This window comes from Klebsiella sp. FDAARGOS_511, assembly GCF_003812845.1.
GTDB classification, from domain to species: Bacteria; Pseudomonadota; Gammaproteobacteria; order Enterobacterales; family Enterobacteriaceae; genus Klebsiella; species Klebsiella grimontii.
Map to the genome: position 1 here is coordinate 4,055,237 of NZ_CP033824.1, position 21,951 is coordinate 4,077,187.

The 21,951-nt window shown below is 59.7% G+C and carries 16 protein-coding genes; 5 read left to right on the plus strand and 11 right to left on the minus strand.

Annotation, left to right across the window (positions count from 1 at the left end):
* The first annotated feature begins 22 nt into the window (after window positions 1–22).
* Genes ptrA through recD form a run of 3 tightly spaced genes read left to right on the plus strand, consistent with a single transcriptional unit; the run spans window position 23 to window position 8,282 of the window.
* The gene (gene ptrA, locus EGY08_RS20620) at window positions 23–2,908 is read left to right on the plus strand and encodes a pitrilysin (protein ID WP_049114854.1); all 2,886 of its coding nucleotides are present in this window, start codon (window positions 23–25) and stop codon (window positions 2,906–2,908) included.
* Window positions 2,905–6,450, plus strand: a complete 3,546-nt coding sequence (recB, locus tag EGY08_RS20625) for an exodeoxyribonuclease V subunit beta (protein WP_123828857.1) — start codon at window positions 2,905–2,907, stop codon at window positions 6,448–6,450. The genes ptrA and recB overlap by 4 nt, the downstream gene beginning before the upstream one ends.
* The gene (recD, locus tag EGY08_RS20630; protein WP_087829929.1) at window positions 6,447–8,282 is read left to right on the plus strand and encodes an exodeoxyribonuclease V subunit alpha; all 1,836 of its coding nucleotides are present in this window, start codon (window positions 6,447–6,449) and stop codon (window positions 8,280–8,282) included. The genes recB and recD overlap by 4 nt, the downstream gene beginning before the upstream one ends.
* 14 nt (window positions 8,283–8,296) lie before the next feature.
* Here recD and EGY08_RS30895 read toward each other — a convergent pair whose 3' ends face one another.
* Window positions 8,297–8,605 (minus strand): hypothetical protein, encoded by a 309-nt coding sequence (locus EGY08_RS30895; protein WP_004124564.1) that lies wholly within the window; start codon window positions 8,603–8,605, stop codon window positions 8,297–8,299.
* 500 nt (window positions 8,606–9,105) lie between these two features.
* Window positions 9,106–10,437, minus strand: coding sequence for an amino-acid N-acetyltransferase (argA, locus tag EGY08_RS20640; protein ID WP_004105227.1), 1,332 nt, complete (start codon window positions 10,435–10,437; stop codon window positions 9,106–9,108).
* Between the two features lie 227 nt (window positions 10,438–10,664).
* Between argA and amiC the strand changes: the two genes are divergently transcribed.
* Both amiC and cobD read left to right on the plus strand, forming a co-directional pair.
* The gene (gene amiC / locus EGY08_RS20645) at window positions 10,665–11,918 is read left to right on the plus strand and encodes an N-acetylmuramoyl-L-alanine amidase AmiC (RefSeq protein WP_004124560.1); all 1,254 of its coding nucleotides are present in this window, start codon (window positions 10,665–10,667) and stop codon (window positions 11,916–11,918) included.
* A 17-nt stretch (window positions 11,919–11,935) separates the two neighbouring features.
* A complete protein-coding gene (gene cobD / locus EGY08_RS20650) occupies window positions 11,936–13,015 on the plus strand; it encodes a threonine-phosphate decarboxylase CobD (RefSeq protein ID WP_049114849.1) in 1,080 nt (359 codons plus the stop codon).
* A 272-nt stretch (window positions 13,016–13,287) separates the two neighbouring features.
* On the opposite strand, the gene EGY08_RS20655 is transcribed toward cobD, so the two are convergent.
* The 9 genes from EGY08_RS20655 to pduO all read right to left on the minus strand — a co-directional run bounded on the left by EGY08_RS20655 (window position 13,288) and on the right by pduO (window position 21,945).
* Window positions 13,288–14,154 carry an L-threonine kinase gene (locus EGY08_RS20655; protein WP_049114965.1) on the minus strand — a complete coding sequence of 289 codons (867 nt, stop codon included), beginning with the start codon at window positions 14,152–14,154 and terminating at the stop codon, window positions 13,288–13,290.
* 350 nt (window positions 14,155–14,504) lie between these two features.
* Window positions 14,505–15,719 carry an acetate/propionate family kinase gene (locus EGY08_RS20660; RefSeq protein WP_004124553.1) on the minus strand — a complete coding sequence of 405 codons (1,215 nt, stop codon included), beginning with the start codon at window positions 15,717–15,719 and terminating at the stop codon, window positions 14,505–14,507.
* Window positions 15,704–16,156: a propanediol utilization protein PduV gene (pduV, locus tag EGY08_RS20665; protein ID WP_004124550.1), complete on the minus strand. Its 453-nt coding sequence runs from the start codon at window positions 16,154–16,156 to the stop codon at window positions 15,704–15,706. The genes EGY08_RS20660 and pduV overlap by 16 nt, the downstream gene beginning before the upstream one ends.
* 4 nt (window positions 16,157–16,160) lie before the next feature.
* A complete protein-coding gene (gene pduU, locus EGY08_RS20670) occupies window positions 16,161–16,511 on the minus strand; it encodes a propanediol utilization microcompartment protein PduU (protein WP_004124546.1) in 351 nt (116 codons plus the stop codon).
* Window positions 16,511–17,065: a propanediol utilization microcompartment protein PduT gene (gene pduT / locus EGY08_RS20675; RefSeq protein WP_087829921.1), complete on the minus strand. Its 555-nt coding sequence runs from the start codon at window positions 17,063–17,065 to the stop codon at window positions 16,511–16,513. Before pduT ends, pduU begins: the two co-directional genes overlap by 1 nt.
* A 2-nt stretch (window positions 17,066–17,067) precedes the next feature.
* Entirely contained in the window at window positions 17,068–18,423 is a 1,356-nt protein-coding gene (pduS, locus tag EGY08_RS20680; RefSeq protein WP_123828858.1) for a cobalamin reductase PduS, read from the minus strand.
* Window positions 18,420–19,532, minus strand: a complete 1,113-nt coding sequence (gene pduQ / locus EGY08_RS20685) for a 1-propanol dehydrogenase PduQ (RefSeq protein ID WP_004124538.1) — start codon at window positions 19,530–19,532, stop codon at window positions 18,420–18,422. Before pduQ ends, pduS begins: the two co-directional genes overlap by 4 nt.
* 11 nt (window positions 19,533–19,543) lie before the next feature.
* A complete protein-coding gene (gene pduP, locus EGY08_RS20690) occupies window positions 19,544–20,938 on the minus strand; it encodes a CoA-acylating propionaldehyde dehydrogenase PduP (RefSeq protein WP_087829915.1) in 1,395 nt (464 codons plus the stop codon).
* Window positions 20,935–21,945 carry a two-domain cob(I)yrinic acid a,c-diamide adenosyltransferase PduO gene (gene pduO, locus EGY08_RS20695; protein WP_004124530.1) on the minus strand — a complete coding sequence of 337 codons (1,011 nt, stop codon included), beginning with the start codon at window positions 21,943–21,945 and terminating at the stop codon, window positions 20,935–20,937. The genes pduP and pduO overlap by 4 nt, the downstream gene beginning before the upstream one ends.
* Window positions 21,946–21,951: the final 6 nt, after the last annotated feature.

A 21,951-nucleotide genomic window follows, 5' to 3' on the forward strand; every position in this document is an offset into this window, starting at 1 on the left:
TTGTTAATGATGAGGTCCGTGAATGCCCCGCAGTTTATGGTTCAAGGTTATTGTTTTACTGGCCGCCCTCTGGGCGCCGTTAAGTCAGGCAGACACCGGATGGCAACCGATCCAGGAAACCATCCGTAAAAGCGACAAAGATACCCGTCAATATCAGGCGATCCGCCTCGATAACGGCATGGTGGTGCTGCTGGTTTCCGATCCCCAGGCGGTAAAATCGCTGTCGGCGCTGGTCGTTCCCGTGGGATCGCTGCAGGATCCCGCCGAGCATCAAGGGCTGGCCCACTTCCTGGAGCATATGACGCTGATGGGCTCGAAAAAGTACCCGCAGCCGGATAGCCTCGCAGAGTATCTCAAAATGCACGGTGGCAGCCACAACGCCAGCACCGCGCCGTATCGCACCGCCTTCTATCTTGAAGTGGAAAACGACGCCCTCGACGGCGCGGTCGATCGCCTGGCCGACGCCATCGCCGCGCCGCTGCTGGATAAAAAATATGCCGACCGCGAGCGTAATGCGGTGAATGCCGAGCTCACGATGGCGCGTACCCGGGACGGGATGCGAATGGCGCAGGTTAGCGCGGAAACCATCAACCCGGCGCACCCCGGCTCGCAGTTTTCCGGCGGTAACCTTGAAACGCTGAGCGATAAGCCCGGCAAACCGGTGCTTGATGCCCTGCACGCTTTCCGCGATAGCTGGTATTCCGCCAACCTGATGAAGGCGGTGATCTACAGCAACAAGCCTCTGCCGGAGTTGGCAAGCATCGCGGCGGCCACCTACGGTCGCGTGCCGAACCACGATATCAGCAAACCGGAGATTACCGTCCCGGTGGTGACCGATGCGCAAAAGGGCATTATCATTCACTACGTCCCGGCGATGCCGCGTAAAGTGCTGCGCGTGGAATTCCGCATTGATAACAATAGCGACAAGTTCCGCAGCAAAACCGATGAGCTGGTGACCTACATGATCGGTAATCGCAGTCCCGGCACGCTCTCCGACTGGCTGCAAAAGCAGGGGCTGGTTGAAGGCATTCGCGCGGACTCTGACCCGGTGGTCAACGGCAACAGCGGGGTGCTGGCGATATCTGCGACCCTGACGGACAAAGGTCTGGCACACCGCGATGAAGTTACCGCAGCCATCTTTAGCTACCTCAATCTGCTGCGCAGCCAGGGGATTGATAAACGCTATTTTGATGAGCTGGCCCACGTGCTGGCGCTCGACTTCCGCTACCCATCCATCAACCGCAATATGGATTACGTCGAATGGCTGGCGGACACCATGATCCGCGTGCCGGTGGAGCATACGCTGGACGTGGTCAACATTGCCGATCGCTACGATCCGCAGGCAATCAAAGACCGCCTGGCGATGATGACGCCGCAAAATGCCCGCATCTGGTACATCAGCCCGAAAGAGCCACATAACAAGACAGCCTACTTTGTCAATGCGCCCTATCAGGTGGATAAAATCAGCGAGCAGACCTTTGCCGACTGGCAGCAGAAGTCCAGCGCCATCGACCTCAAGCTGCCGGTGCTGAACCCCTATATTCCGGATGATTTCAGCTTAATCAAAAGCGATAAGGCTTACCCGCATCCGCAGCTGATCGTTGATGAACCGACGCTGCGGGTGATTTACGCGCCGAGCCAGTACTTCGCCAGCGAACCGAAAGCGGATATCTCGCTGGTTCTGCGGAACCCGCAGGCGATGGACAGCGCCCGCCGCCAGGTGATGTTTGCGCTCAATGATTATCTGGCGGGCATTGCGCTCGACCAGCTCAGCAACCAGGCGGCGGTCGGGGGGATCAGCTTCTCTACCGGCGCGAATAACGGCCTGATGGTTAACGCCAACGGCTATACCCAGCATCTGCCTGAGCTGTTTAACGCCCTGCTCGACGGCTACTTCAGCTATACGCCAACCGAAGAACAGCTGGAGCAGGCCAAATCCTGGTACGCTCAGATGATGGATTCGGCGGATAAAGGCAAAGCCTACGATCAGGCGATCATGCCGATTCAGATGGTTTCGCAGGTGCCGTACTTCCAGCGTGAAGAGCGGCGGGCGCTGCTGCCGTCGATTACGCTGAAAGAGGTGCTGGAGTACCGCGCTAATCTCAAGGCGAAAGGGCGACCGGAGCTGATGGTCATCGGTAATCTTACCGCCGATCAATCCACCGCCATGGCGCGGCAGATTCAAAAACAGCTCGGCGCCGACGGCAACGAGTGGTGCCGCAACAAAGACGTGCTGGTCGACCATAAACAGCTGGCGATTTTTGAAAAAGCGGGCAACAGCACCGATTCCGCGCTGGCCGCCGTCTTCGCGCCGCCGAACGTTGACGAATACGCCAGCTCAGCCGCCAGCTCGCTTCTCGGGCAAATCGTACAGCCGTGGTTCTATAACCAGCTGCGTACGGAAGAACAGCTGGGCTACGCGGTCTTCGCCTTCTCGATGAACGTGGGCCGCCAGTGGGGGATGGGGTTCCTGCTGCAAAGCAACGATAAGCAGCCGGCTTATCTCTGGCAGCGTTTCCAGGCCTTCTTCCCCACGGCGGAAGCCAAACTGCGGGCGATGAAGCCGGAAGAGTTTGCGCAAATTCAGCAGGCGGTAATTGGTCAGATGCTGGAAGCGCCGCAAACGCTGGGCGATGAAGCGTCGAAGCTGAGCAAAGATTTCGATCGCGGTAATATGCGTTTCGATTCACGTGATAAAGTAGTGGCTCAGATTAAACTGCTGACGCCGCAAAAGCTTGCCGACTTCTTCCATCAGACGGTGGTGGATCCGCAGGGCATGGCAATGCTCTCCCAGGTTTCCGGTAGCCAGAATGGCAAGGCGGAATACGCGCATCCTCAGGATGGCAAAGTCTGGGAGAACGTCAGCGCATTGCAGAAATCCTTACCCCTGATGCGAGAGAATGAATGACCGACACCGCCGAGTCTCTTGACCCCCTGCGCTTGCCCCTGACGGGCGAGCGCCTGATAGAAGCCTCTGCGGGCACAGGAAAAACCTTTACCATCGCCGCGCTCTATCTGCGGCTGCTGCTGGGGCTGGGCGGTGAATCCGCCTTTCCCCGGCAGGTTAGCGTGGAAGAGCTGCTGGTGGTGACCTTTACCGAAGCGGCGACCGAAGAGCTGCGCGGGCGTATTCGCAGCAACATCCACGAGCTGCGTATCGCCTGCCTGCGCGACAGCGCCGACAACCCGCTTTACGCCGGGCTGCTGGCGGAAATCGCCGATAAAACCCAGGCCGCGCAAACGTTGCTGCTGGCCGAACGCCAGATGGACGAAGCGGCGGTGTTTACCATTCACGGCTTCTGTCAGCGGATGCTGAGCCTCAACGCCTTTGAGTCCGGCATGCTGTTCGAACAGCAGCTGATTGAAGACGAGTCCCGCCTGCGCTATCAGGCCTGCGCCGACTTCTGGCGTCGCCACTGCTACCCGCTGCCGCGCGAAATCGCGGCGGTTATCCACGAAGCGTGGAAAGGGCCGCGCGATTTGTTGAAATCCATCGACCGCTGGCTACAGGGAGAGGCGCCGCAGCTTAAATCTCCGCCGCCGGCTGACGAAACGCTAGCCGAACGCCATCAGCAAATTATCGAACGCATCAACGCGCTGAAGCAGCAGTGGCTGGCACAGGTGGGCGAGGTTGAGGCGGTGCTGGAAAACTCGGGCCTCGACCGGCGCAAGTTCAATCGCGGCAATCAGGGGAAATGGCTGGAGAAAGTGACCGCCTGGGCCCAGGAAGAGACCCTGAGCTACCAGCTTCCGGATGCGCTGGAGAAGTTCTCCCAGGTCTTCTTGCTTGAGCGCACCAAAGCGGACGGCGCGCCGCCAGTACACCCGCTGTTCAGCGCGGTAGAAGCGCTGCTGGCGACACCGTTAACCCTGACCGATCTGGTGATCGCCAGGGCGATGGTTGAAATCCGCGAAGCGGTCGCGCGGGAGAAACGCCGCCGCGGCGAGCTGGGCTTTGACGATATGCTCAGCCGCCTGGATGACGCCCTGCGCGGGGAGAGCGGCGAAGCGCTGGCCAGCGCGATTCGCCAGCGCTTTCCGGTGGCGATGATCGACGAATTTCAGGATACCGACCCGCAGCAGTACCGCATCTTTCGCCGCATCTGGCGGCGTCAGGCGGACACTGCGCTGCTGCTGATTGGCGACCCAAAACAGGCTATCTACGCCTTCCGCGGCGCGGATATTTTCACCTATATGAAGGCGCGCGGGGACGTCACCGCCCACTATACGCTCGACACCAACTGGCGCTCCGCGCCGGGGATGGTTGACAGCGTCAATCGCCTGTTTAGTCTCAGCGATAATCCCTTTATGTTCCGTGAAATCCCGTTTATGCCGGTGAAGTCGGCCGATAAAAACCAGGGGCTGCGCTTTACCGTCGATGATGCTGCGGTACCGGCGATGAATATCTGGCTGATGTCGGGCGAGGCCGTGGGCGCGGGGGATTACCAGACGTTTATGGCTCAGCTCTGCGCGGCGCAAATCCGCGACTGGCTCAGTGCCGGCCAGCAGGGCAAGGCGCTGCTGTGGCGCGGTGAAAAAGCGGAGCCGGTGCGGGCTTCAGACATCACGGTACTGGTGCGTAATCGCCAGGAAGCGTCTTTAATCCGCGATGCCCTCCAGCTGCTGTCGATTCCTTCCGTGTATCTCTCCAATCGCGATAGCGTGTTTGAAACGCCGGAGGCGCAGGAGCTGCTGTGGCTGCTGCAGGCGGTGTTGGCACCTGAACGCGAAAATACGCTGCGCAGCGCGCTGGCGACGTCGATGTTTGGCCTTAACGCGCTGGATATCGAAAATCTCAATCACGACGAACGGGCGTGGGATGAGCTGGTTGAGGAGTTTAGTCGCTACCGGCAAGTCTGGCGGCAGCGGGGCGTCATGCCGATGCTCCGCGCGCTGATGAGCGCGCGGAGCATCGCTGAAAATCTGCTGGCGACCAACGGCGGCGAGCGGCGCCTGACCGATATTCTGCATATCAGCGAGCTCCTTCAGGAGGCGGCGAACCAGCTGGAGAGCGAACATGCGCTGGTGCGCTGGCTGGCGCAGCATATCGTCGAACCGGACAGCAACGCCTCCAGCCAGCAGATGCGGCTGGAAAGCGATAAGCATCTGGTGCAGATCGTCACCATCCATAAATCGAAAGGGCTGGAGTATCCGCTGGTCTGGCTGCCGTTTATCGCGCGGTTCCGTAAGCAGGATCAGGCGTTTTATCACGACAGAAGCTCCTTTGCCGCCGTTCTCGACCTGGGCCAGGATGAGGGCAGCATGGAGCTGGCGGAGGCCGAGCGTCTGGCCGAAGACTTACGTCTGCTTTACGTCGCGCTGACCCGCGCGGTCTGGCACTGTAGCCTTGGCGTGGCGCCGCTCAGCACCCGACGCAGCGACAAACCTGGCGCCAGCGATTTTCATCACAGCGCGCTGGGCCGTCTGCTGCAGGGCGGGGAAGCGATGGATGCCGCGGGGCTGATGGCGCGCCTGCAGGTGTTCTGCAGCGGGGACATTGCCCTGCAGCTGCCGGATATGGCGGCGCAGATGCCGTGGCAGGCTCCGCAGGCGGAGCTGCCGCCGCTTTCAGCCCGTATGCTTGAGCGGTCGGTGACCGATGACTGGCGGGTCACCAGCTATTCCGGCCTGCAGCAGAATGGACACAGCGTGGCGCAGGATCTTCTGCCGCGATTGGATGTCGATGCCGCTGGCGTCGGTAAGGTCGTGGAGGAGCCGCAGCTTACGCCGCACCAGTTCCCGCGCGGCGCGTCGCCGGGAACGTTTCTGCACAGTTTGTTCGAAGATCTCGATTTTACCCAGCCGATTCCCGCCGACTGGATGGCGGAAAAACTTCAGTTGAGCGGCTTCGAGGAAAAGTGGACCCCCGTGCTGACCACATGGCTCGACGGCGTACTGCGTACCCCTCTGCCTGGCGCGGGGATCGCCCTCAATCAGCTGAGCGAGCGCGATAAACAGGTGGAGATGGCGTTTTATCTCCCCATCGAACAGCCGCTGGATCCCCTGCGTCTGGATGCGCTGATTCGCCAGTATGATTCGCTCTCCGTGGATACCCCAACGCTCGATTTCCGCCAGGTGCGCGGGATGCTGAAAGGCTTTATCGACCTGGTGTTTCGCCACAACGGCCGCTACTACCTGCTGGATTACAAATCCAACTGGCTTGGGGAAAACCGCGAAGCTTATACCCAGGAGGCGATGAGGCAGGCAATGCGTTCGCATCGTTACGATTTGCAGTATCAGCTCTATAGCCTGGCGCTGCACCGCTATTTACGCCACCGTATGGCCGATTATGATTACGAACGCCATTTTGGCGGCGTTATTTATCTCTTTTTACGCGGCATGGACGGGCAGGAAGGCGGGCAGGGGATCTTCACCACCCGGCCGGCGCTGCCGCTGATTAACGGCCTCGATGCGCTGTTTGCCGGGGAAACCCTGGAGGTTGTGCTATGACCATGGATGAACTGTTGCAGCAGGCGGTTGAACAGCGCCTGCTGCGCCCGCTGGACGTCCAGTTTGCGCTCATGGTGGCGCAGGAGGCGCATCCGGCGGTGAAGCTGACTGCCGCAATTCTCAGTCGCGATGCCGGAGAGGGGCACGTCTGTCTGCCGATTTCACGTCTTGCCGACGATGAACTCCTGAGCGCAAAGACAACGGCTCTGAGTGAGCAAATCCTTGAACTGACCGGCGCTGCGGAGGGCTGGCTGCCCCTGCTGCTCGATTCGGAAGCGGTGAGCCGCGGTGAGCGGCCGACGCCGATGATCCTCTGCGGCGAACGGCTCTATCTCAACCGCATGTGGCGCAACGAATTAACCGTCGCGCGCTTCTTTAACGAAGCCAACCAGGTGCTGGAGGTAGATGAAACCCGGCTGGCCTCGACGCTCGACGCGCTGTTTCCGCCAGGGGATGAAATCGACTGGCAAAAGGTTGCTGCCGCGGTTGCTCTGACCCGACGGATTTCGGTGATCTCCGGCGGCCCCGGGACCGGTAAAACCACCACCGTCGCCAAACTGCTGGCGGCGTTGATTCAAACCAACACCAGCCCGCGCTGCCGTATTTGTCTGGCGGCGCCGACCGGTAAAGCCGCCGCGCGCCTGACTGAATCCCTCGGCGCTGCGCTGCGCCGCCTCCCTCTTACCGACGAACAAAAGGCGCTGGTGCCGACCGAAGCCAGCACCCTCCATCGCCTGTTGGGCGCGCAGCCGGGAAGCCAGCGGATGCGTTATCATGCCGGGAACCCGCTGCATCTTGACGTGCTGGTGGTCGATGAAGCCTCAATGATTGACCTGCCGATGATGTCGCGCCTGATCGAGGCGCTGCCTGAACACGGGCGGGTGATTTTCCTTGGCGACCGCGATCAGCTGGCTTCGGTAGAGGCCGGCGCGGTGCTGGGGGATATTTGCGCGTGGGTTAATGCAGGGTTCACCCCGGCGCGGGCGGCGCAGCTTGGCCGCTTGACCGGTCAGCCGGTGCCGGCAGGCGAAAGCGAGATTGCCGGCGCCCTGCGCGACAGCCTGTGCTTACTGCAAAAAAGCTACCGTTTTGGCCGCCACTCCGGTATCGGCCATCTGGCCTGGGCGGTGAACAGCGGTGAACGCCGCGCGGTCAGGGAGACGCTGCGTCAGTCGTTCGACGATATCGCCCTGCATCCGCTGAGCTCCACCGAGGAGTATGAAGCGATGCTCGTTCAGGCGCAGGCGGGTTACGGCCGTTTTCTGCAGCTGCTGCGTGAACGGGCCGAGCCCGCAGAGCTGATTGCCGCCTTTAGCGAGTTTCAGCTACTCTGCGCGCTGCGCGATGGTCCTTATGGCGTTAGCGGCGTGAACGAACAGCTGGAGCAGATGCTGAACCGCAAGCGGGCGATTGCTCTGCCGCGCCATTCGCGCTGGTATGAAGGACGGCCGGTGATGATCTCCCGCAACGACAGCGCGCTGGGGCTGTTTAACGGCGATATCGGTATTGCGCTGGAAAGAGGCGATGGCCTGCGCGTCTGGTTCCCGATGCCCGATGGCAGCATCAAGTCGGTTCAGCCAAGTCGTCTGCCGGAGCACGATACCGCCTGGGCGATGACGGTTCATAAATCGCAGGGGTCAGAGTTCGATCACGCGGCGCTGATCCTGCCTTCGCGCAGCGTGCCGCTGGTAACCCGCGAGCTGGTTTATACCGCTATTACGCGTGCGAAACGGCAGCTGTCGATTTATGCCGATGAGCAGGTGCTGACCCAGGCGGTTGTCGCGCGTACCGAACGCCGCAGCGGCCTGGGGGATATTTTTTCCGCCGGGTGAGAGCCCGGCGGCTATTAGGACACCAGTAAAAGCATCAGCCATAGCAGCGAGATGGAATTCATGGCGAGAAAATACTTTGCCGAGCCTTTGGGGATCGGAGGCGTTGAGACATTAACCACCACGATAATCACGGTTGAAATCACAAGGTTAATGATAGACAGGACAATGAAAACAAAGAAAATGAACAGCCCGGCTCCCAGGGCGCTTCCGGAAGCGCCGCCGCTGCCCATCATCATCAGCAGAACGAGTAACCAGGGATAAAGCGCAATAACGGTGACGATTAGCTTTATATTCTTCACAAACCAGTTTGGTGATTTCTGCATAATAAGTACACATCCTTTGTGTTTTGCAATGAAACGCTTAGAGATTAAATATCGGGAAAATTACCCACAGTAAAGAGATAGAGTTTATTGCCCAGAAATAACCGGCATTTACTTTTTCTCTGGTCGTGATAAATATATTAATTAGCATAATGAAAATTATGGAAATAATAAAATTAATGAATGACAGGGTGGCCAGCGCACAAGCAAATGCCGCGCCTGCGCTGAAAATCCGCCTGCGAGTTTATTCCTGACATTAAGAGAGACCAACACCATCAGCAGCCAGGGATATAAAGAGAGTAGTGTGGCAATTATTCGCCTGTAGCGAGGGGAACCGTTTTCAAAAAGGATCATTCAGACTGCTCTCCATGCTTATATTGCAACTCCGTTCTTAAGCTACTATAAGCGAGGCCAGCTATCAGGGGAATAGATTATAAATAATTGGGTTATTGGACGAGAGATAATTATCCCCGGTTACGGATGCGTTTCCGGGGATAATATTATCAGGCCAGGTCTGCCATCAGCACCTTGGAGCGGCGCTGATAGTTGTACATCTCTTTTTTGCTCTCCGGCAGCAGGTCGACGTCGACCGGCGTAAATCCGCGCTCCTGGAACCAGTGAATGCTGCGGGTTGTGAGCACAAACAGCTTGCTGAGGCCCATTTGCTTCGCCTGCGCGGCAATGCGTTCGAGCAGCACTTCGCCGCGCGATGAGCTGCGGTAATCCGGATGCACCGCCACGCAGGCCATTTCGCCGATCTTCTCTTCCGGGAAAGGATAGAGCGCGGCGCAGGCGATGGTGGTGTTGTCGCGCTGAATAATGGTGAATTTGTCGATTTCCATCTCCAGCTGTTCGCGCGAACGCCTGACCAGAATGCCCTGCTGCTCCAGCGGGCTAATCAGCTCGAGGATACCGCCGATATCGTTAATGGTGGCGCGGCGGATCTGCTCGGCGCTCTCCATCACTATCTGGGTACCGATACCGTCGCGTGAGAACAGCTCCTGCAGCAGGGTACCGTTTTCCTGATAGCTGATCAGGTGGCAGCGGCGCACGCCGCTGCGGCAGGCTTTTACCGCGCCGCGCAGGAAGCGCACCGTGCCGGAGCTGTAGTCTTCATCCGCTTCCATCTCTTCGACGCGCGCCTGGGCTTCGTTGGGGAACAGTTCGGGGACGATCTCGCCGTCCTGATTGTAAACCCCCTGCGATGAGCAGAAGCCAATCATCTTTTCAGCTTTCAGCTTAATCGCCAGCTGGGTGGCAATCTCTTCGGAGGTCAGGTTAAAGCTTTCGCCGGTGACCGACACCGCAACCGGGCCCATCAGCACGATCGCGCCGTTATCCAACTGGCGGTGAATCGCTTCTTCATCAATGCGGCGAATGCGCCCGCTGTGGCAGTAATCCACACCGTCGTCCACGCCTAACGGCTGCGCGATAATGAAATTGCCGCTGACCACGTTGATGTGAGCGCCCTGCAGCGGCGTGTTGTTGAGGCTCATCGACAGGCGAGCGGTAATTTCCAGCTGCAACATGCCCGCCGCCTGCTTAACCAGCTCGAGCGTTTTAGCGTCAGTCACTCGGGTTTGTTTGTGATAAACCGGCTCATGGCGATGTTCGGCCAGATTGGCGTCAATCTGCGGACGAGCGCCATAGACCACCACCAGGCGAATGCCCAAACTGTGAAGCAGACCAATGTCGTTGACAATACTAGAGAAATTATCATGCTCAATGGCTTCTCCGCCCAGCATGATGACAAACGTTTTACCCCGATGGGCGTTAATATAGGGAACAGAATGGCGGAATCCCTCTACCAGTTCGGTGCGACGTTCCTTCACCATGACACAACCTCAATGCATGATTATTCGTAATTAATGTATTTTTATTCTGTTTTGTCGGCAAACGCAAGCCCCAATTTTGGGCGGAGCCAGGAAAAAGGTGTGAGCCAAATCAGGGTGTCAAAGATTGTTTACCCTTTTATAGATGACAGGTTATACGCCTTTCGTTAAAGTTTCCGGTCAATCTGTTTGTTTTCAATACGAATGATTTCTTACTGCTTGGGAGTGGCATGTCGGGATACAAGTCAGGATTAAGCCGCCGCCGTTTTTTACAAGGGGCGGGCGCCATGTGGTTAATGAGTGTGAGCCCGGTTGGCCTGGCTGCCGCGGCGCAGGTGGTTGCCGTACGCGTCTGGCCATCGTCGACCTACACCCGCGTGACCGTGGAGTCCAACCATATCCTGAAATATCGGCAGTTTGCGCTCAGCAATCCTGAACGTCTGGTGGTGGATCTGGAAGGAGTTAATCTCAATTCCGTACTTAAAGGCATGGGGGGGCAGATTCGCGGCGACGACCCCTATATTCAATCCGCCCGCGTGGGGCAGTTCGATCCGCAAACCGTACGCATGGTGTTTGAGCTAAAACAGAACGTGAAACCGCAGCTGTTCGCGCTGGCTCCGGTCGCCGGGTTTAAAGAGCGTCTGGTTATGGACCTCTATCCCGCTAACGCCACCGACGTGCAGGATCCGCTGCTGGCGCTGCTTGAGGATTACAACAAAGGCGATCTTCAGCGGCAGGTTCCGCCAGCGGAGAGCGGGCCTAAACCGGGTAAAGCCGGGCGCGATCGGCCCATTGTTATCATGCTCGATCCCGGCCACGGCGGCGAAGACTCCGGCGCGGTGGGGAAATACCGCACCCGCGAGAAAGACGTGGTGTTGCAGATTGCCCGACGGCTGCGCGCGCTGATCGAGAAAGAGGGCAATATGAAGGTCTATATGACCCGCAACGAGGACGTTTTTATCCCGCTGAAGGTCCGCGTCGCCAAGGCGCAGAAGCAGCGCGCCGACCTGTTTGTCTCTATTCACGCCGATGCCTTTACCAGCCGTCAGCCCAGCGGATCGTCGGTGTTTGCCCTGTCAACCAAAGGGGCCACCAGTACCGCGGCTAAGTATCTGGCGCAGACCCAGAACGCCTCGGATCTGATCGGCGGCGTCAGCAAAAGCGGCGACCGCTACGTCGACCACACGATGTTCGACATGGTGCAGTCGCTGACCATCGCCGACAGCCTGAAGTTCGGCAAGGCGGTGCTGGAAAAGATGGGCAACATTAATAACCTGCACAAGAACCGGGTTGAGCAGGCGGGCTTCGCAGTGCTGAAGGCGCCGGATATTCCATCGATTCTGGTGGAAACCGCGTTTATCAGTAACGTCGAAGAAGAGCGTAAATTGAAAACGGCGAAATTCCAGCAGGAAGTAGCAGAGTCGATTCTGGCAGGGATTAAAGCCTACTTCGCCGACGGCGCGACGCTGGCAAGGCGAGGGTAACGCAACAGGAAAAGGACATGGCTCTACTGAAGAGCGCCCACGGCGGCAATATCCGCGAGGCCGCCGCGCTGTTGGGCATCTGTGCGGAACAGCTGCTGGATTTTAGCGCCAATATCAATCCGCTGGGGATGCCGGAAAGCTTAAAGCACGCCATCATCGACAATATGGCCTGCGCCGAACGCTATCCTGACGTTGAGTATCAGCAGCTGCACCTCGCGCTGGCGGAACACCATCAGATCCCCGACTCATGGATCCTCGCCGGAAACGGCGAAACTGAAGCGATCTTTACGCTGGTTCAGGGTCTCAAGCCGCGCCAGGCGATGATCGTCACTCCGGGCTTTGCCGAATACCGCCGGGCGCTGCAGTCGGTGGACTGCGCGGTACGGGAATTTCTGCTGTGTGAAGAGGATGGCTGGCAGCTCACCGGGGCGATTCTTGACGCTCTGACGCCGGATCTGGACTGTTTGTTTCTCTGCACCCCGAACAACCCAACCGGTCTGCTGCCCGAGCGCCGTCTGCTGGAGATGATTGCTGAACGCTGTAAGTCGCTGGGAATCGCCCTGATTCTCGATGAAGCATTTATCGATTTTATCCCCGATGAGCCGGGGTTTATTCCGCTACTGAGCCGCAACCCGCACGTGTGGGTGCTGCGTTCGCTGACTAAGTTTTATGCCATTCCCGGCCTGCGTCTGGGGTATCTGGTCAATGGCGATGCGCGAGCGGTGGCGAGAATGCGCGAGCGTCAGATGCCGTGGTCAATCAACGCTTTTGCCGCGCTGGCCGGGGAAATTATTCTCCAGGATAGCGTCTATCAGCAGAAAACCTGGCAGTGGCTGGCGGAAGAGGGGCAGCGCTTTTACCATCAGCTGCGCCACGTTCCCGGTCTGACGGTCTATCCCGGGCAGGCCAACTATCTGTTTCTGCGCTGCGACGTGCCGGATCTGGATCTGCAATACGTGATGCTGCAACGGCGCATCCTGATCCGCAGCTGCGCTAACTACCCCGGGCTCGACGGACGCTACTTCCGCGTCGCGATCCGCAGCCAGCAGGAGAATACGCAGCTGCTAACGGCTTTCAGGCGGGTTTTTAACGGGTAGATGTTCCGGGCGTCTGCCGCCATTGTTCGTCTGCGTTCTTCCCGGTGGCGCTGCGCTGACCGGGCTACGGGTTTACAGCCGTCTGCGGTCCGGTAGCCCAGGTAAGGCGCGCAGCGCCGCAACCCGGGGAATGCGCCGGGATTAATGCATCGGTGCGGCTTATCCCCGCCTCGCTCTGCGCTTAGCCGGGCTACGGATTCATAGCCGTCTGCGGACCGGTAGCCCGGACAGGCGCGCAGCGCCGCCTCCGGGGAGGTATGGCTGCTGTAGCGTTAGCGCAGCTCGACGCCGCCCTGCACCATGCGCAGCAGATGCTGCCGGGGCCAGAGCTCGCTAAGCCTCGTTTCCTGCAGCCGCCGCTGCAAATACTCAATATCGTGACGCTGGCGGTCGAGCATCAGGCCGACCACGCTGCCGCTGTGCGCCACGTTAATGCCGTATAAATCGCACTCTTCCACCAGCCCCCGCAGCGTATCAAAACCCGGCTTCGGCAGCAGATGCTGGCTGGCGATGGCGCTCAGCGTCGCCGCCTCGCCCATCCGTCGAGGATCGTCGGTCTGGCAGGCCTGCTGAACTTTCTCCCAGGCCTGATGCAGCGTGGCGGAATGGGCATGCAGCTTTTCGAGCCGGGGAAGGCGGTGGTAATCGGTGGTCAGCAGCGTGGCGGGGCTTTCCAGTACCAGCAGATCGAGCTGAGGCTGGCAGCCGCAGGCAATTTGCGTGGCGGCGGTGTTGTGGTCGAATAGCGTCAGCTGGCGGAACAGGGTGCTGTCGGTGGGTTCCAGGGAAACGCAGAGCCGGGCGAGGGTGGCTTCATCCAGCGGATGGCCGAGATGATGCGCGGTGGCCACCGCCGTCGCGGCGATATCCGCGGTGCTGCTGGCCATCCCCTTGGCGACCGGAATCGTAGAGCAAATATCGATCCGAATTTCTTTGCTCAGCGCTGGCGGATAGCGCCAGTAGCTCAGCAGCCGGTCAACCATCGCCCGCGACAGCGGGCGTTCATCCGCGCGAGGCGAACCGTAGTCCACCTCGACGGTGCTGTACCAGTCAACGGGGCAGGAGACCAGCTTCTCGCTGCCGAGGATCCAGCCCTGGATAAGTTCCCCACAGGAGGCGGGGCATTGTGCTACGGCCACGTATTCACCTTTTTACCCGTTATACTTCAAGCTACAGGAGCGTTGGCTGCTCTCATTCACCCCAGTCACTTACTTATGTAAGCTCCTGGGGACTATGAGGGACATCCCTGTCCCTCACTAAAGCCAGCCTTTGGCTGTTCAAATTCGTTCCAGACGAATTTGTCACTCGTTTGCCGCGTTACTCGGCCTGCGGCCTCGCCCCTACGGGGCCAGCGCAAGCGCTGTTCAAAGCACAAGTGCTTTGTCCTGTAACTTGAATTATTTAGGGTAAAGTTTCAGAATTTTAAGCGCATAGTGTCATGCCGATCCCGCTATTACCATGATTCACCGCAACTTGCCGGACGGCGAGCTCAGGCTGAAACGGTTAATGTCTGCGCTTCGGGAAGCGCGAGGCGCATCACGTCGCGGGCAATCATCAGCTCTTCATTGGTATTGATGACCGCCACTTTGACCAGCGCATGTTCGGCCTGAATAAAGGTGGCGTTGTGCTGGTTTTTCTCTTCATCGACCGACAGCCCGAGGAAATTCAGGTTATGGCAGATGGCGCTCCTGGCACGGGCCGAGTTTTCGCCGATGCCGCCGGTAAAGATTAGCGCATCAATTCCACCCATCTGCATGATATAGCTGCCGATGGTGGCGCGAATACGCTCGGCAAATAGCGCCAGCGCCAGGGCCGCCCGACGATTACCGCCGTCCGCCGCCTGTTCGACATCGCGATAATCGTGTGAGACGCCGGAAACCCCCAACAGGCCGGATTCGTTATTCAGCAGCTGATTCAGCTGCTCCGGCGTTTGCCCCTCATGCAGCGCCAGCCACGGTAAAATCGACGGATCGATATCACCGCTGCGGGTGCCCATCATCACCCCGGACTGCGGCGTAAAGCCCATTGAGGTGTTCACCGAACGCCCGCCTTTAATGGCGCAAACGCTGCTGCCGTTGCCGAGATGGCAGCAAACCACGCGCAGAGCGCTCAGCGGCACGCCCAGCTTTTCCGCCAGCGTCGCGCTGACGTACTTATGGCTGGTGCCGTGGAAGCCGTAGCGGCGAATGCCCAGCTCGCTGTAGTAGCGCCACGGCAGCGGATAGATAAACGCGCGCTCGTCCAGCGTCTGGTGAAAAGCGGTATCAAACACCGCTACCGACGGCGTATCGGGCAGCAGCTGGCGGAAGACTTTGATTCCCAGGGCGTTAACCGGGTTATGCAGCGGAGCCAGCTCGGCCAGACGCTCGATTTCCGCTAAGCTTTCATCGGTCACCGGCGTCGAATCTTTAAAGCGCTCGCCGCCGTGCGCCACGCGGTGGCCGACGCCGTCAATATCCTGCAAACTCTCAATAATGCGGTAGCCGAGGAGCTTTTCCAGCAGCAGCGTGACGGCTTCGCGATGATCGGCGATCGGCGCCGATTCCCGCCATTTCTGCGCCGGCGTTTTGAGGGTCACCTGGGCGTTTGCCATACCGATACGTTCAATCAATCCCTGGCAGAGCGTCTCGCCCTGCGGCATCTCCAGCAGCTGGAATTTTAACGATGAGCTGCCGGCGTTGATGGCCATTATTTTGTAAGACATAGGGGTTCCTTCGAATTCAGAAAATCCAGCACCGCGTCGAGTCCCGAATTGTTCAACGCGCTGGTAACAAAAATCCGCCCGGCGCCAGCCTGCGTAAGCCACTCCGCGATGAGCGATATCCGCTGCGGGTCGGCGAGGTCGGCTTTGGTGACCAGGCCAATCGTCGGGCGATTCATCGGGGCGGTAAACCCAGGCGAAAACGGCGACCACTGGGCGTCGGCGTTCAGTACCAGGGCGATAACGTCAGCCTCGCAGGCGCTGGTCAGTAGAGCGCTATACAGGCAGCGGTTCTCCAGATACTCCCCCGGCGTATCGATGGCCATCGGCGACCATTCGATAGCCTGGGTTTTCTTATAATGGAGCGCTTCACCGCGCAGGCTTTGCGTTAGCGAGGTTTTGCCGCACTGGCTGGGGCCGATAAACATCAGGCGCTTCATTGCGCTACGTCCGGGTGATTGCGCAGGTGGTGAACTGCATCATCTCGCCCAGAGTACGCGTCACCTGCTTGAGGGCATATTCCACGGCGGAAACGTCGCCGGTCAGCACCACGGCCCCGGTAAAACGGTCGAGAAAACCGATCTCCACCGCGCCGGATTTGGTGGCGATATCACAGGCGATAATCGACGCCTCGCTGGGGGTAATGGTGAGGATGCCAATGGCGGAAACCGCATCCTGCAGACCGAGCTTCTTAAAGAGATCTTTTCCGGGATTGGCAATCAGGTGCGCGAGGGTGACCTGTTTCCCCGGCACGTACTCCTGAATCATGCGATCCGTTGTCGGCTGTCTTTCCATTATCCCTCCACCATCTGTCGCCACATCGCTTCATGCGGGCGCGGGATCACTGAACGATAAACCAGTAGCCCTTTTTCGCCCGCGCTTTCGCTGGCCACCGTGACCGCGTTATTGACGTCGGATACGTCGCCCGCCACCACCATGTAACATTTACCGCCGATGCCGAAGGCCATATGCACCCGCACCAGGGTGACGTTTGAGCCTTTCACCGCCCGATCGGCGGCGCTGATGCAGGCCGCAACGCTCCAGGTTTCAACGATGCCGACTGCCTGGCGCTTATCTACGCTGTTCAGGCCGCTGATGGCCGGAAGTACGCTGGGATGAATATTCGCCAGCACCAGGCTGTCAACGAGCATTTCGCCGGCCTGCGACGCGCCAGTTTCAATGGCCTGCTGGATAGCGCCGATATCTCCGCCGAGCATCAGCAAAAACTTACCCGGGCAGATAGTCTTGCTGACCAGCAGATTGACGCTGGCGCTTTTCAGCATCGCATCGCCGAGCTCCATTCCTTTGGCAATGCTGGTGAGTTCTAAAATTCCTATAGCCTGAGACATGGTTAACCTCTTACCACCGTGATGGCCTGTTCGCTGATGGTCGCAACCACGCCGTCGATGCTGGCGTGAATCGGCGCGCCTAATACGCCTGCCGGGATATCGGCAACGCATTGCCCGCGCGTAACGCGTTCTCCTACCGCAACGTTGGCTACCGCGCTGGCGCCGATATGCTGGCGCAGCGGCAACGTCACGGTTGCGACCGCCGGTTCGTCTTCCACCAGCGGCGCCTCCTGATACCAGGGGCTTAGCCCCAGTTTGGCGATCAGCCGCTTCACCGGCACCAGGCGATATTTCGCCATCTCATCTGCCGGATAGAGCGGCCCTTCGTAGCGCTGGTTTTGCGCCCGCAGCTCGCGTTTGAGCATGCGGTTGATGCGCATCGGCGAGATCCCCACCGGGCAGGCCACGCTTTCGCAGACGTTGCACTCTGAGCAGGTGAGGGCGCTCAGCAGCAGCTGCGGCGTGGCGGCCTGATGAAAGTTCACCGCCCGTACCAGCAGGTGCGGAGAGAGTTCGTGGCCGATCAGATGCCGCGGGCAGAGATCGGTACAGAGTCGGCACTGTTCGCAGACGGTGCGGGCCACGGAAAGCACCGTGCGCTCATCCTGCATCCGTCGCTGAATAAGCGAATGGCTTTTCGGCAGCACCAGCAGGCCGCCGGTGGTTTTGGTCACCGGGCTATCGAGAGAGGTAATCAGGCCGCCCATCATCGGGCCGCCGTTAATAAAACCGGGGTCGTCGACCGTCGCGCCGCCCGCCAGCGCCAGCACTTCGCGCAGCGACATGCCGATGGGGACGGTGACGGTCAGCGGCCTGGCGACCGCGCCGTTAACGGTCAGCGTCCGGCGGGTCACCGCAAACTGCTGCTCGACCGCGCGGGCCATGTTGAGCACCGTTTGCACGTTATTCACCACGACCCCGACGCTGGCCGGCAGCGCGGCGGGCGCGACCCGGCGACCGGTCGCCAGCCAGATAGTCAGCACCTCATCGCCTGCGGGATAGACATCGGGCAGAATATGCAGGCGAATACCGGCAGGCAGCAGCGGGGTGAGCGCATCGATAGCCCGGCGGTATTTCTCTTTCAGGGCAATCACCCCTTCGCGCGCGCCGGTTGCCGTCATTGCGTATCGTACGCCGCGGACAAGACGCGCAGCCTGCTGCCACATCAGCTGCTGGTCGACCTTGAGCATCGGTTCGCACTCGGCTGCGTTCACCAGAAAAATCTCTACCTGCGCCTGCAGCTTCACGTGGGCGGGAAAACCCGCGCCCCCCGCGCCGACCACGCCCGCTGCGCGAACGCGCTCACGGATGTCATCAGCGCTCAGGGCCATTTCAACAGCGTTGACGGCGTGACTCATAGCAGTTCCTCCAGCAGTTCCCGAATCTCCTCGGCGCTGGCTGGGCGAGGATTGGTGCGTAGCGTGACGTCAGCCAGCGCGGCCTGCACCATCGCCGGAATGCGCGCTGAAAATGTGGATCGTCCCTCTTTCAACGCCACCGCCAGCGAAGGCAGCGCGCAGCGCTGCTTGAGCCGTTCGATTTGCTGGATCAGGGCATTGATCGCCGTAACGTCGTTGGCCTCTGGCGGGCAAAATCCACAGGCTTTTGCCAACCGTGCGTAGCGTTTGGCAGCACGGGGAACAGCGGCGTTAAAGCGGATAACCGTGGTTAACAGCAGCGCGTTGGCAAGACCGTGCGGGAGATGAAACTGTCCGCCAAGCTGGTGCGCGATGGCGTGGTTAAGCCCCAGTCCCGCCTGGCTGAAGGCCATCCCGGCAAGGGTTGAGGCGTTGTGCATTTTCCCGCGCGTCGCCACGCAGTCGCCTTTTTCCACCGCGGTGGGCAGATACTGAAACACCAGTTTGGCGGCTTTTTCCGCTAGCGCGTCGGTAAAGTCGCTGGCGTGCGGAGAGACCCACGCCTCCAGCGCGTGGGTCAGTACGTCCATGCCGGTGTTGGCCGTAATCTGCGGCGGCACGCTGACCACCAGCTCCGGGTCAAGGATCGCCATATCGGGATAGAGCGCGTTGTTAAACAGCGGATACTTGATGCCTTTATCCGGGTCACTAATCACGCAGGCGCTGGTCACTTCCGAACCGGTGCCGCTGGTGGTCGGTATCGCCACGCAGGTTTCGATATTGATGCCGCTCTGCTGGCTGAACCAGACGATAGCCTTCGCCGCATCCATCGCCGAGCCGCCGCCGAAGCCGATAACCACTTGTGGCTGCAGAGCCTGCATTTGCGCAATGCCCTGCGCCACGGTGCGGATGGTGGGGTCCGGGGTTATCTCGCTAAAGACGCTGATGCGGTTATCAGCGGGTAATGCGTTGCGCAGGGTCTCCAGCAGCGGCGAGCGCGCAAGAAAGCCATCGCAGATGATCCAGATGTGCTTGTTGGTAAAGCGCCTGAGCGCCGCCAGGCTACCCTGACCGCTGTACAACCGCGTTTGTAGTGAGAAAGTCTTCATCGCGACCTCGGTTAGCGAATGGAAAAGCCGTTGGTCAGCACGCAGCGACGGGAGCGGGCAAAGGTGCGCGCCGAGGTCGTCCCTTCGCCGGTCGGCGTGGCAATGGTAAAGGTGGTAAAGCCTTCACCGCCGACGCCGATCCCGGCATAAGAGGGGCCGTTCTTGACGAAAATCGAGGTTTGCAGGGTGCGGGCTGCGAGGTTCAGGCGAGACACATTTTGCGAGTGCATAATGGCGGTATGATGCAGTCCCTCTTCAACCTTCAGCGCCAGGGCCAGCGCGCTATCGAAATCGTTGACTTTCACTATCGGCAGCATCGGCATCAGCTGTTCGCTGGTGACCCACGGGTCGTCGGCGTTGACGATAGCGATCAGCAAGCGCGGCGCTTTCGCCGGAACGGCGATCCCGGCTGCTTCCAGCAGCGCCGATGGGCTTTTTCCGACCAGCTTCTTATTGGCCTGGCCTTCCGGCAGGCAGGCGGCGCGGAGCTTGTCGGTATCGGCCGGGCTTAGCAACAGCGCGCCGAAGGTTTGCATTTGCTGCACCAGACGTTCAGCGACGCTCTCCACCACAATCAGGCTTTTCTCGGCAATGCAGGGCAGGTTGTAATCGAACGAGGCGCCGTTGATGATATCCTCCGCCGCTTTGACCAGGTCAGCGGTTTCATCAACGATGCAGGGGGGGTTGCCCGCGCCAGCACCAATCACTTTTTTACCGCTCTTCATGCCCATCGCCACAATGCCGGGGCCGCCGGTAATAGCGAGGACCGCAATGCGCGGATGGGCCATCATCTGTTGGGTCGCTTCAAACGTCGGTTCCGCCACGGTGACCACCAGGTTGCGGATGCCGCAGCAGCGGAAGGCAATCTCTTCAATCAGGCTGATGAGCTTGAGTGAGACCTTTTTCGCTCCCGGATGCGGGCTGAAGTAGACGCTGTTGCCCGCCGCCAGCATGCTGATGCTGTTGTTGATGATGGTCTCCGTTGGGTTGGTGCTCGGTGCGACCGACCCGATTACGCCAAACGGCGAATACTCAAACAGCACCATACCGCCGTCGCCGGTCAGCGCGGTGGTGGTGAGATCTTCCACGCCGGGGGTGTTGTCCAGCGCAGCCTTGTTTTTCAGGTATTTATCTTCTTTGTTGCCCATTCCCGTTTCATTGGCGCTCTCTTCCGCCAGCGCGGTCAGCAGCGGCGTCAGCTCCTGACGTATCGCGCTGATGATGGCGCTGCGGGTTTTCAACGGGCACTGCTGATAACGTAAGAACGCCTGGTGCGCGGCGTCGATGGCCTCGCTGACGGACTGGAAAATCCCTTTGCCCTGCGGCTGGATCGGCGTTTGCGCTGGCGTGGTTAATTGCTCGCTAAGAATGGTGCGAATAAGGGTTTCGAGTTCAGAAGTATTCATTGATGAGTTCCCACATTAATGGCCGCGATGGCGGCCAGTGCTATGTCCATGTCCTGCTCAACGCTGCCGCCGCTGATGCCAAGACCCCCGATTAATAAGCCGTCGCGCCACAGGGCGTAACCACCGCCAAAGGTGACCACTTTTCCCTGTAAATGCGTTTCGAGGCCATAAAGCGCGGCGCCCGGCTGAACTACATCGCTCAGCTCATGGGTCGCCGTTTTCATCGCCACCGCGGTCCAGGCCTTTTTCGGCGCCAGTTCGCTGCTGACCAGCAGGGCGTCCGGCATCCGCCAGGTCACGGTCTCGGTACCGTGGGCATCAACGATGCTGATCACCACCGGCACCTGTAGCCGCTGCGCGCGCTCGACGGCGGCGCGGGTGAGCTGGTGTAGATCGTGGAATGAGAGGGCCACGGGCGTCGTCTCCTTACTGCGGCTCGGCTGGCTGGCGGCCAGATAGCGCCGGCTTATTTCTCGGATAAGGTTGTTCTGGTGCGCGTCGCTATCTTCGGCGCGGGCTAGGGCGTACAGGCAGTCTGATAAGCGATTGATGTAGCGCATCAGCACCTGGCGCACATTGACTTCCGCCGCCAGCTCCACCAGGCGGCGTTCGGCCCGGCGGGCCAGCGTACGGGCAAAATGCAGGCGGCTCGCAGCTTCGCAGCGGCCGGGTAAAATAAAGCTGTGCAGCGGTTCGACGCGGGCCATGGCCCGATCGATGGCGGCTTCCAGGGCGGAAATTTCTTCGCTGCTGATGTAGCGCTGTTTGGGCGACGGCCGTTCGCTGTCGCTGGCCAGTTCCGCGCTAAACCAGAAAATTTGCTGCTGGATGGCCTCGAGCAGGGCGCGGTGATTTTCATCCGCGGCGGCGCAGGCGCACAGGCTCAGCGCGGCATTCAGCTCGTCCAGCGTGCCGTAGGCTTCAACCCGCGGATGGGTTTTACTCACCCGCTGGCCGGTAAAGAGTGAGGTGGTGCCAGCGTCGCCCGTTCGGGTATAAATCGCCATATTCGC